This window comes from Rhizobium sp. WYCCWR 11146, from assembly GCF_013591995.1.
Taxonomy (GTDB): domain Bacteria; phylum Pseudomonadota; class Alphaproteobacteria; order Rhizobiales; family Rhizobiaceae; genus Rhizobium; species Rhizobium indicum.
The window spans coordinates 216,842-228,580 of the sequence record NZ_JACCEY010000007.1; the positions used below are offsets into that span (position 1 = coordinate 216,842).

Annotated in this window: 10 protein-coding genes; 7 read left to right on the forward strand and 3 right to left on the reverse strand. The window is 60.1% G+C overall.

Annotation, left to right across the window (positions count from 1 at the left end):
- Positions 1-156: 156 nt before the first annotated feature.
- Positions 157-2,301 carry a TonB-dependent siderophore receptor gene (locus tag HX899_RS04065; protein WP_138334637.1) on the forward strand — a complete coding sequence of 715 codons (2,145 nt, stop codon included), beginning with the start codon at positions 157-159 and terminating at the stop codon, positions 2,299-2,301.
- 229 nt (positions 2,302-2,530) lie between these two features.
- Here HX899_RS04065 and fhuB read toward each other — a convergent pair whose 3' ends face one another.
- Genes fhuB through HX899_RS04080 form a run of 3 tightly spaced genes read right to left on the reverse strand, consistent with a single transcriptional unit; the run spans position 2,531 to position 6,187 of the window.
- A complete protein-coding gene (gene fhuB / locus HX899_RS04070) occupies positions 2,531-4,501 on the reverse strand; it encodes a Fe(3+)-hydroxamate ABC transporter permease FhuB (RefSeq protein ID WP_181291702.1) in 1,971 nt (656 codons plus the stop codon).
- A complete protein-coding gene (locus HX899_RS04075; RefSeq protein ID WP_138334638.1) occupies positions 4,501-5,379 on the reverse strand; it encodes an iron-siderophore ABC transporter substrate-binding protein in 879 nt (292 codons plus the stop codon). Before HX899_RS04075 ends, fhuB begins: the two co-directional genes overlap by 1 nt.
- Before the next feature lie 13 nt (positions 5,380-5,392).
- Positions 5,393-6,187 (reverse strand): ABC transporter ATP-binding protein, encoded by a 795-nt coding sequence (locus tag HX899_RS04080; RefSeq protein ID WP_138334736.1) that lies wholly within the window; start codon positions 6,185-6,187, stop codon positions 5,393-5,395.
- 468 nt (positions 6,188-6,655) lie between these two features.
- Between HX899_RS04080 and HX899_RS04085 the strand changes: the two genes are divergently transcribed.
- From HX899_RS04085 to HX899_RS04110, 6 genes are all read left to right on the forward strand, one after another.
- Positions 6,656-6,925, forward strand: a complete 270-nt coding sequence (locus HX899_RS04085; protein WP_181291679.1) for an acylphosphatase — start codon at positions 6,656-6,658, stop codon at positions 6,923-6,925.
- 155 nt (positions 6,926-7,080) lie between these two features.
- Positions 7,081-7,734 carry a Rieske (2Fe-2S) protein gene (locus tag HX899_RS04090; protein ID WP_171600090.1) on the forward strand — a complete coding sequence of 218 codons (654 nt, stop codon included), beginning with the start codon at positions 7,081-7,083 and terminating at the stop codon, positions 7,732-7,734.
- Positions 7,731-8,576 (forward strand): aromatic ring-hydroxylating dioxygenase subunit alpha, encoded by an 846-nt coding sequence (locus HX899_RS04095; RefSeq protein ID WP_171600089.1) that lies wholly within the window; start codon positions 7,731-7,733, stop codon positions 8,574-8,576. Before HX899_RS04090 ends, HX899_RS04095 begins: the two co-directional genes overlap by 4 nt.
- On the forward strand, positions 8,573-9,232 hold the full coding sequence (locus HX899_RS04100; protein WP_171600088.1) for a glutathione S-transferase family protein: 660 nt from the start codon (positions 8,573-8,575) through the stop codon (positions 9,230-9,232). The genes HX899_RS04095 and HX899_RS04100 overlap by 4 nt, the downstream gene beginning before the upstream one ends.
- Position 9,233: 1 nt before the next feature.
- On the forward strand, positions 9,234-10,613 hold the full coding sequence (locus HX899_RS04105) for an amidohydrolase (protein ID WP_181291680.1): 1,380 nt from the start codon (positions 9,234-9,236) through the stop codon (positions 10,611-10,613).
- A gap of 26 nt (positions 10,614-10,639) precedes the next feature.
- Entirely contained in the window at positions 10,640-11,737 is a 1,098-nt protein-coding gene (locus HX899_RS04110; protein ID WP_017958144.1) for a BMP family ABC transporter substrate-binding protein, read from the forward strand.
- Positions 11,738-11,739: the final 2 nt, after the last annotated feature.

The following is an 11,739-nucleotide window of genomic DNA, read 5'->3' on the forward strand; positions in this document are numbered from 1 at the left end:
GCCCCGAAACCTCATGGTCCCGACCGGGTGCAAAGATGGTCACAAAAGCGTGATTATTAAGTTGACTCCAATTCTCCTGTTTGAGTAAACGACTTTTAGCAGTGGCCGGAGGGGGCGGCCGGCACACTGCCCGATATTGGTCTGACAGGGGATAGTATGACAGTGGGACTACAGGGAAAATTGCGCGTGTTCACAAGCCGATTGGTTGCGAGCAGCGCTTTAATAACGGTGTCGTTCGGATCGGCAGGTATCGGCTGGGCACAAGACAATTCGGCCGAAGAGGCAACGCAATTGGCTCCGATCGTCATAACCGGCAAGTCGGATCGTGTGGTTGGCCCTGATCGCACCATCGTTGCCAAGGATACCGCCACAGGCACCAAAACAGATACTCCGGTCGTCGATGTACCGGCGTCCGTGTCGGTGGTGACGCAAAAAGAGTTGGAAGAGCGTCATGTGGACAATCTTCAGCAGGCGGTCGCTTATACCGCCGGCGTCTTTTCAGATGAGTTCGGCAACGACGACCGGTACGACTATATCAGAATTCGCGGCTTTGATCAGACGGCGCTCGGCACCTATCGGGATGGACTGGCGGCGCGTATTCCCGCTTGGTTCACGGCCAGCCGCCTCGAACCCTATGGTCTTCAGCGCGTCGAGGTCCTGAAGGGATCGACGTCGACCCTCTTTGGCCTCAACGGTCCGGGAGGACTCGTCAATGCGATCACCAAGCGTCCCTTGGATGAGAAGCATGGCGAAGTTTACACGTCTTATGGGGATGGCACCAAGGAAGTGGGTGCGGATTTCGGCGGCCCAATCGATGCCGATGGCGTATGGACCTACCGGCTTACCGGACTTGCCAAGGACGGTGACCAGGGCTTGGATTATTCGAACGACGACCGCACCTACATTGCACCGGCATTGACGATCAAGCCGGAAGAGGGGACCTCGCTCACCATTCTGACCGATTATTATAAACGCGATGGAACGGGCGCACGGGGCGTTCCGACCGGCGCAAATATCGATATCGACACCTTCCTCGGCGAACCAGACTTCAATCGCTTCAATACGGAGCAGGTCGACATCGGATATCAGTTCGAGCACGAGATCAACGACAACCTGACCTTCCGCTCGAATGCCCGCTATACGCATCTCGAGCTCGACTATGCTGAAGTTTATGGCGCATCGCTGGATCCGACGGCCAATCGAACGGCGTTCTCGGTTGACGGCATGTCCAACCGCTATGCCTTCGACAATCAGCTCCAGTACGATACTGGATGGGACGGGATCGACAGCAAGACGCTGGTCGGCGTCGATTACACCAGTGACAATACGCGCGAAAACATCCTGTTCGGCACGGCCGGGCCGATCGATATTGATAATCCGGTCTATTGCGGTCTTTCCTGCATTAACCTTGGCCCTTACGTGAACTGGCGCGTCAAGCAGCAGGCGCTCGGGATCTATGCTCAGGAGCAATTGACGTTCGACGACCGATGGATCGTTACCCTGGGCGGACGATGGGACCAGGTTCACACGACTGCGGATTACCTCGATAGCGGGACAAGCGACGACGACACGGCGTCAGCTTTCACCAAGCGTGCCGGACTGACGTATAAATTTACGCCGAATCTCGCAGCTTATGCGAACTATTCGGAAAGCTTCCAGCCGCTCGTCGCGCAGACCGCAAACGGCTACGCTGTGACAGGATCGTTGAAACCACAGCAGGGTGAACAATACGAGGTTGGCCTCAAATATCAGCCGGATGGGTTTGACGGTCTCTTCACCTTGGCGCTGTTTGATCTTACCCAAACGAATGTGCCGAGCTATGTCAGCCCTCTGGTGCAGGAGCAGATTGGCAAGGTCGGTGTGCGCGGCATCGAACTTGAAGGGAAAGCCGCAATCAACGACAGGCTCAATCTGACGCTTGCTTATTCCTATTGGGATGCTGAAATCCGTGAAGACGGGACAGGCGGCAATGTCGGTAACCGGCCTTCCCGCGTGCCGCGACATCTGGCATCGGCCTGGCTCGATTACAAGATTCCGGGAGATGGATGGCGCGGTGACCTGACGATCGGGGGAGGTGTCCGCTATATCGGTCAGACCTACGGTGACGATGCAAATACGGTGTCGCTTGCCAGCTATACGCTGGTTGATGCCGCGGTCAGCTACAAGGCGACCGAGGACGTGACGCTGGCCGTCAATGCGACGAACCTCTTTGACCATAAGTATGTCGCCACCAGCTATTTCGGAACTGAGTTCTACGGCGATCGGCGTAAGGTCGTCGGCACGCTGAAGTATTCCTGGTAAAGTGCCGGACGCCGCCTTTGTCCGATCAAAGCGGCGTCCGCAATCTGAGCGTCGAAATATGCTGTAATTCCGACTGTTTCAGCGCCGCGCCTCTGAAAAGACGCGCGGCGCTGTAGTCGGCGTCGTGGATGACCGCTTGTCTGCGGATCTTCGCTGACGGAGCAAAAACGCTCCTATTCATGGCGGACTTTCATCACCGCGATGACGCCCACCGCCCTGCGCGCAACCCTCAGCTGGCGCCGCGCTTCCGCATCATCAGCATTAAGAACGGCGCTCCGATGAGTGCGGAAACAAGACCGGCCGGGATCTGGTAGGGCGATACGATCGTGCGGCCGACGAAATCAGCCGCAACCATAAGCCCCCCTCCGATCAGAGCGGCGCCAACCATTTGCGGCAGCGCGCGCGCCAATCCCGCCTCGCGCGCAAGGTGAGGTCCCATGAGGCCGATGAACGACAACGGGCCAACCGTGAGCGTCGCGGCAGCCGTCAACAATCCTGCGAGGCCAAAGAGCGCAAATCGCGATTTTGCCAAGGGTATGCCGAGCGCCGCCGAAGGCGATGGCCCAAGAGGAAGGATGTCAAGCCAGCGGCGAGCGGCGAGAGAGACGGCAATCAGCACGGCGCCGAGCGCCACCTCCATTGCGGCGGTCGACCCCTCGATAAGATAGGTGGACCCGCTCATCCACCGCATCAGCAGAACTGCTCTCGGATCTCCCGTCGAGCTCAACACGCCGACGACAGCATCGACCATCGCGCTTAAGGCAATGCCCGCCAGCAGGACTCGTTCAGGCGCGAACGCCGATCGCCGGGAACTGGCGAAGATGACAAAAAGAACGCTGATCGCACCGGCCACGGCAAATGCAAATTGTCCGGAAAATCCTGGAGCGACGGCAAACAGGGCAATAGCAACACCGAAGGTCGCACCGGCACTGATTCCCAGAACTTCGGGACTTGCCATTTCGTTTCCGGTCAGTCGCTGAAGGATCGAGCCCGCGACCGCAAGCATGGCGCCCGATGTCAGGGCGGCGAGGATTTTAGGTATCCTGATCGCGAGGACATCGACCGAAAATTCGCCTGATGTAAAGGCCCAGCCGCCATTGACGTCGCGTCCGAGAAAAGCGCTGACCATCAACAGGACGAGCAGGCCGGCGGCCGCGATGATGACCGGTCGGGTTCCCTCCCATCGACGTGGCCGTCTGAACGCCGACGATTGCTGTAGTCTATGACGGATCTTCAGCCGCGGCAGGAGGGCGAGAAGCAGCGGCGAACCGAAGATGGCTGTCACCGCCCCCGTCGGCAAAAAATCACCAAGGCCGCCGGCGACGAGTTGCAGGATGGAGTCGGCGAAGAACAGCAGTCCGGCGCCGATCAGGGGAGACCAGAGGATGAGCTGCGCGGGACGCCGTGCTCCGGACAATCGCGCAATCGTCGGCGCGACCAGTCCAATGAAACCGATGACCCCAACGGCGCTGGTGACAAATGCAGCAAGTACTACGGCAAGGGCGACGACAACGAAACGCAGGCGGACCAATCTGACGCCGAGTGCCGTGGAACTGCTCTCGCCAAGATCGAGCAGCGAAAGCGGTCTCATTACGAACGCGCAGCCGATGGCGATGACAGCTAACTTCCAAAGAAGCGACAGGGGAATGACCCAGCTTTGCTGTGCCAGCGAGCCGGCGCCCCAGATGAACAGGCTCGAGAGGTAGCGCTGGTTCAAATAGGTCAGGATGGCAGCGAGGCCGCCGCACCAAAGACTGAGAACCAGCCCCGACAAAACAAGCGAATAAGGCGAAAAACCGCGGCGCGCGCCCAGGCTGACGACGATCGCGGCAGCGGTCGCACTGCCGATCAGAGCGACAAGATCGCGGCCGGCGCCAAGCAAGTCGGGAAGAAACAGCGATGTTACCACCAGCGCCAGGTTTGCTCCGGCCGACACGCCAAGGGTGGTAGGATCGGCGAGCGGGTTTCGCAAAACTTGCTGAAACAGCGCACCGGACAAGGCAAGCGCGGCTCCAGCAATCAGCGCTGTCGCAAGACGGGGAAGCGTCGAATAGGTGAACACCATTCGCGTGACATCGTAATCCGGTCGAGCCATTTCTGACATCGCAGGAGCGGCAAGAAACCACGATGCCACGCCTCCACCGCACATCAGGAGGAGGAGGACAATTGCTGGCCCGATATTGTCGCGGCGGGATACCATCAAGCGTCCTTTTCCAGAAGATCTGTCAAAAGGCCCGCGAAGCGCATGGCCTCGTTCACCATCCCGAACATCAGGGCTGGCGGCAGAATTGACAGATGGCCTGGACGCGCAAACGAAAGCCTGTTCCACAGCGGGCTCTGAGCGAGCTTTGGAAGAACGTCCGGAGGAATTGGCTCAAAGGCGATTAGACGCGCGTCCGGATCGGTGACCTTGGAGAGATCTTCAATCCCGATCGTTTCAAAGCCCCAGTAATTCGACTCTCTGGTCCAGGCGTTCCGGACACCGATGCGCTCGAGCACATTGTGGAACAGTCCGGGACTCGAGTAGATGCGGGCATGGCGGGCATCCATGAAATTCACTAGGGCGACCGGCGGCAGGTTCTTGCCCTCCAGGCGACTGCGGCATTGCGCAAAGAAGACGTCGGCGCGCGCGAGAAACTGCTCTGCTTCATTCTCACGGCCAAGCTCAACGGCCAATTTACGCGTCGCCGCGATGGCAGCGGTAAGAATAGGTCCAATGCCTGGCGTAAAGATTTCCAGCCGAACGACTTTCGCCACCGACTGCAGCTTGGGCAACAGCTCATCCAGGTAGGGTGTGGTCAAGATAATGTCGGGCTTCAGCGTGACGAGAATTTCAAAATTGACCTCGAACGCACTGCCGATATCGACGACGGATTTTGGCATCGGCGGCTCGACAACCCATCTGTCCCAATCGGCGAGGTCTGAAATCCCGACCGGAGGCAATCCGAGGGATAAAAGAGTGGACGCAAGGCCGTAGTCGAGACTGACGATCCTTGGGCCCATCGACTGTGCAAACAGCGGAGCTGGAATGAGTGAGGCCGCCGCGAAATGCAAAAAGGTGCGCCGCGAAACCCCCATTGATCGGCCGGCCTCAGCAAACATAGGCGAGCGGATAGGGCAGGTTGGGCGCGGAGATCACATCCATGTCGATCCCATAGATCTCTTGCAGCGTGTTCGGCGCGAGGATCGCGCTCGGCGTTCCGCTGGCAACCACGCGACCGCGTTTCAATGCATGGATCCGATCGCAGAAGCGGGCGGCCATGTTGATGTCGTGGAGAACGATGACGACACTCCTTCCACCCTCATGCGCCAAGCGTCGCACAAGTGAGAGCACCTCGACCTGATGAGCAACGTCGAGTGCCGCAGTCGGTTCGTCGAGCAACAGGCAGCGAGCATCCTGAGCGATCAGCATCGCAATCCAGGCCCGTTGCCGCTCACCGCCCGATAGTGTTCCCATGATACGGTCGGCGAACGTTTCGATATGCGTGGCTCGAAGGGCTTCCTCGACTTTCTCTTCATCGTTCTTGGTGAACCGGCCGAGCGCTCCGTGCCACGGATAACGACCGCATCCCACAAGCTCGCGGACCGTCATTTCCGATCCGGTCGTGACATCCTGGGGCAGATATGCGACCGAACGCGCAAAGGCGCGTTCGCTATACATCCTCAGATCCTGGTTCCCGTAAGAGATCGATCCAGTGCTCGGCGCAAGCTGGCGAGCTAACATTTTGAGAAGACTGGATTTTCCGGAGCCGTTGTGGCCGACCAACGCGACAACTTCTCCTGCCGGAAATTTAAGACTGACGTCGCAGAGAATTTCGTTCCGCTCTATCAGAAGACCTATATTTTCGGCGACAAAAGTTTCAGCCGTGCGAGGTGGATCTTGCATCGGGAGTATAGCCACGTGACATCCTTTAACCGGGTGATAGGTCGGTACTAAAGATGAGAGCGGCAATCAACTATTTTCGTTAGTCCTCCGCCTAGGTCCTCGTCATGCTCTTGCAAGCGGCCAACCTTTCGGCCAACAAGGCTGGCTCCTGTGCCGCCTTGCGTTAAAAGCGATTGAGGAAATGAGGAAGCAAGAATCCTCTCCGGCGTGCATGTTTCCGAGAAAATTTCGTGATTATCGTTATTTATCAGTTTGTTGACATACTCATCGCGACTCGTCCGAACGAGGTCTATCAACTCTAGATTGCGCAATATGGCATAATCTGAATTATGGAACTTACTCGCTACTTGAATTCTCAGGATCTGCCGCGGCGCATATCCTCGCCTTGCGATAACTTCTTTCGTAAGTTCAATCAGGCGCTATGGTGCGGCAAGGCAAGGCGAGGCGAGGCGAGGTCGAACAATCCTCATGACAGAACAAGAGACAAGCCACCTTCTGGAGCGGATGACGATTGTCGGTGAACTGGAGGCTGCCTCCTTCGTTCCCTGGATCCGGCGCCACGCTGCCAAGCTTGGGCTCTCGCACACCATATCTCATACGAGTTCCATGCGGATCGAACTTGAGGTTGCTGGGCCGGAGGAGCTGATCGACATGATGGAGATGGGATGCTCTCTCGGGCCTATCGACGTGTGGGTCGAGAGGATAGATCGAACGACGATCAGCGGCGAAAGGACCTAGTCCGGGCTGTGGCGTATTTCACCCGTGCATATTATTTACTCAATGTTGCCAATGCGAAATAATTATGCAAACCTGATAAGGTTGCGGCGGAATTGCCTCGGCGCCGACGTGGGACTTGATCGGCAAGCATTTGGTTTTGTTTGGGAATTCTAGTCATGCCTTCCGATACGACGGGCTTTTGGACGCCAGTCGCCCTCTCCCGGGATTTGCCGGCCGGAACCGTCATGCCGGTGCGGACGGCAGCCGGATCGATTGCCCTGTGGCGCAGCGCTTCGGGGCGCATATCGGCATCGGCGGATCGCTGTCCGCATCGCGGCATGCGCCTGTCTCACGGCTTCGTGCGCGGCGAGGCGCTCTCCTGCATCTATCACGGGTGGAGCTATGGCCAGGCCGGAAACTGTCTCCGCATCCCCGCCCATCCGGGGCTGACACCACCGGAAACCATCCGCGTCGCCACCCATGATGTCGAGGAAGCGGACAGCGTGATCTGGGTGGCCGTGGGCACGCCCGCATCGAAGCCGCCGGGGCTCGAGGGCCTCATTCCCCTGCGCTCGCTGACGGCGTTCGCCGGCATCGCCGCGATCGAGGCGGCGGCCGGCGGCAAGGCGAGCCCTGATGGTCTTGTCGAGTTCGATGCATCCACCGGGACCATCTGTCTGCTATTATCCGCCCAAGAAGACGGACAGACGCTGATCCATGTGCTGCTGAAGGGTGACACCGGCCTTGCTGCGGGCATCGGCGCTTCACGGGCCGCCGAAAGCCTGCGCCGCCGGGCTGAGGGTCTTCAGAAAAAGGAGATCGCGCAATGACCATGCAGGCGATGATCGATGAATGGTATCCGGTCGGGCTTTTCAGCCAGCTCGACAGCGCCAGCCGCAAGACGGCGCTGATGGGCGAGCCGATCGACGTGGCGCGCGATGCCGATGGCAATGCGAGGGTGACGGGCGGCGATGGCCGCGTTCTGCCGGTGCGTGTGCGTTACGGTCATGTCTGGTCCTCCCTCGGCCAGCCGAAGAAGGACCTTTTCCCCATTCCCGAGGCAGATCAGCCCGGTCGCCGCTTCGTCGATGTCGGCGTGGTGCGGGTGCGCTGCTCGCCGCTGCGCGCCGTCGAGAACTTCCTCGATATCGCCCATTTCCCCTTCGTCCACACCGATATTCTCGGCGCGGAGCCGCATACAGAGGTCCAGAACTACAAGGTCGAGATCCGCGAGGAGGAAGACGAGGTCTGGGCAACGCAGGTGAAATTCTACCAGCCGCAGGCCGCCAAGTCGGCAAGCGGCGGGATCACGACGGAATACATGTACCGCGTGCCGGCGCCCACCTGCTCCGTACTTTACAAGACCTGCCCGCCGCGCCCGAGCGAATGGGATGTCATCACGCTCTTCGTGCAGCCGCTGGCCGAAGACCTCTGCGACGTCTGGCCGTGGATGGCGCTCTTCGACGACGAAACCGCGATGACCGACCTCATTCATTTCCAGCAGACGATCTTTCTGCAGGACCGTTCGATCCTCGAAAACCAGATCCCGCGGCTGCTGCCGCTCGACCCCGGCATGGAAATTCCGACGCGGGCCGATCTGACATCGATCGCTTACCGGCGCTGGCTGAAGCGCCACAACTATACCTACGGCGCACAGCTGGTGGCGCAATGAAGCTCTACGACTACATTCTCTCGCCCAGTTGCTACAAGGTGCGCCTGATGGCGGCGCTGACCGGCGTGAAGCTTGACCTGCGCCCGGTGGATTTCCATCCCGGCGCCGAGCATCGCGGCCCCGAGCTGCTTGCGCTCAACCCGGCAGGCTCCATTCCGATCCTGGAAGATGGGGATCTGATCCTGACGGAATCGTCGGCGATCCTCGTCTATCTCGCCGCCAAGGCAGCACCCGAATGGCTCGGCAGTGGTAAGGCCGAGGAAGCGGCGCGGGTGCAGCAATGGCTGTCGTTCTCCGGCCGGCTGACGGCAAGCCTCGGGGCAGCGCGACTCCATGAAATGCTGTTGCGGCCGGGCGATATCGGCGCGCTGCAGGCCCAGGGCATCGCCGCGCTTCGCGAGCTTGAAGCTGGGCTTGTCGAGCAGGGCCTTCGCGGCATGCGCTTCCTCGCCGCCGACCGGGCGACAATTGCCGACATCGCCTGCTTTCCCTATGTGGCACTGGCTCCCGATGGCGGCGTTACGCTGGATGCTTATCCCGCGATCCGGCTCTGGTCGCGGGCGCTGCGCGCCCTCGACAAATTTATCGAAATGCCTGGTATCCACCGGCTGCACGAGTTGAAGCCCGAACCTCATATCGAACCGGGCGAGGCGTGACATGGCTGGCTATCTCCTGAAGAACTGCGCAGCCGTGATTGTCGACGAGGGCAAGGGACCGGCCGTCCATCGCAATGTCGATCTCCTTACCAACGGTCCGGCGATCCTGGCGATCGGCGAAAATCTGGCGGCGGACGCACTGCCTGCCGGCACGACCGTTCAGGATGCTGCGGGCTGGTTTGTCTATCCGGGTCTCGTCAACACCCACCATCACTTCTTCCAGTGCTTCGTGCGCAACCGCGCCGATCTCGACTGGACGAAGCTCTCGGTGATCGAGTGGCTGGACCGCATCTACCCGATCTTTTCGCAGCTCAACGAGGAATGCTTTTACCACTCCTCCGTCACGGCGATGGCCGAGATGGTCAAGCACGGCTGCACCACAGCCTTGGATCATCAGTACAATTTCCCCCGGCACGCCGGAAAGCGGTTGATCGACCGCCAGTTCGAAGCGGCCGAACTGCTCGGCATGCGTTTCCATGCCGGCCGCGGCGGCAATACCCTGCCGAAGTCGGAAGGCTCGACCATTCCCGACGAGATGCTGGAAACGACCGACGAATTCATCGCTGACTGCGCCCGGCTGATCGACACCTATCACGATACCAGCCCCTTCAGCATGCGCCAGGTCGTGGTCGCCCCCTGTCAGCCGGTCAATTGCTACCGCGAGACTTTCCTGGAATCGGTGGCACTGGCGCGCGATCGCGGCGTCATGATGCATACCCATGTCGGCGAAGGCGAAAGCCCGGTCATTCAGGCGCGCCACGGCATGCGCACGGTCGACTATCTGGAAGAACTTGGCTTTGCCGGGCCTGATACCTTCTATGCCCATTGCTGGGAGCTGACCCACGACGAGCTCAGGAAGATGGCGGCCAGCGGCACCGGTGTCGCGCATTGCCCGGAACCGGTCTATCTGGTCGGCGCTGAGGTCACCGACATTCCCGCCATGGCAGCCTTCGGCCTGCGCGTCGGCCTCGGCTGCGACGGTGCTGCCTCCAACGACAATTCCAACCTGATGCACTGCCTGCATTCCGCTTACATGCTGCAATGCCTCGTCGCCTCCGGCCGCGCCCATCCCGTGCCGCCGCCGGTCGATTTCCTCGGCTACTGCACGACAGGGGGTGCCAGTCTGCTCGGCCGACGCGATATCGGCCGGCTGGCGCCCGGCATGGCCGCCGACCTGTTTGCGATCGACACTCGGCGCATGGATTATGTCGGCACGCGCCACGATCCGCTGAGCCTGATTGCCCGCGTCGGCATCGGCATGGCGACTGACATGACCATGATCAATGGCCGCATCGTCTGGCAGAAGGGCGAATTTCCCGGGCTCGACGAGGCCAAGCTGGCTGCCGATGCCGAGGCCGCACTATCCACCGTGGAATTTTAAAAAAACCAAAAGAGGGAACTGAGAACATGACCAAACTGACCCGCAGAAATCTTATGACGGCCGCTGCCGCCACCGGCCTCGCCGGCGCGCTCGGCAGCCGGCTTGCTTTTGCCGCCGACGAGCCACTCGGCATCACGCTGGTAATCCCCTCGCCTGTCGGCGACGTTGGCTGGGGGCACGCACTTGCCGCCGGCCTCGAGCCGATCAAGGCCGCTTACGGCGACAAGGTGAAGGTCACCGTGCTCGAGAATATCGCGGAAGGCCCGGACGCCGACCGCATCATGAACAAGACCGTCGCCGACGGAAACAAGTTCCTGGTCGCCGGCTCTTTCGGTTATCAGAACGGCGCCCTGCAGATCGCCCGCCGCGATCCGAGCGTCACCGTCCTGCACGCCTCCGGCTTCCAGGTCGCTCCGAACTTCTCGCCTTTCGCCGCCAAGTATTTCCAGGGTACCTACCTGCTCGGCATGGCTGCGGCAGCACTTTCCAAGACCGGCAAGCTCGGCTCAGTCTCCGCCTTTGCCATCCCCGAGCTCATTACCTCGATCAACGCCTTTACGCTCGGCGCCCAGGCCGTCAAACCCGATATCGAGGTCTCGGTGGTTTGGGTGAACTCATGGTTCGATCCGGCCAAGGAGCAGGAAGCCGCCAAGGCCCTGATCGCGCAGAAGTGCGACGTGATCTTCTCCAACGCCCAGGACACGCCGTCTGTGATCTCTGCCTGTGAGGAAGCCGGCGTTTACGCCTTCAACCTCAATTCCTCGATGAAGAAATATGCGCCCAAAACCTATCTCGGCTGCATCGCGACGGACTGGTCGCCGTTCTTCAAGGCCTCGGTCGATGCCCATCTCGCCGGTACGTTCAAGGGCGCCAATGCGTTCCTCGGCGTTGCCGACAAGGTCGTCGAAGTGGTCGACTGGAATCCTGATATTCCGGCTGACGTGATGACCAAGATCAAGGAGATCGAGGTAAAGATCGCCGACGGCAGCTTCTCGCCCTTCACCGGGCCGATCGCCAAGGCCGACGGCAGCGAAGCTGTCGCATCGGGTGCGACCATGGCCGACCCCGAGATCATCGCCATGAACTGGCACGTCAAGGGCGTGTCCACGCCGCTGCCGAAATAAGT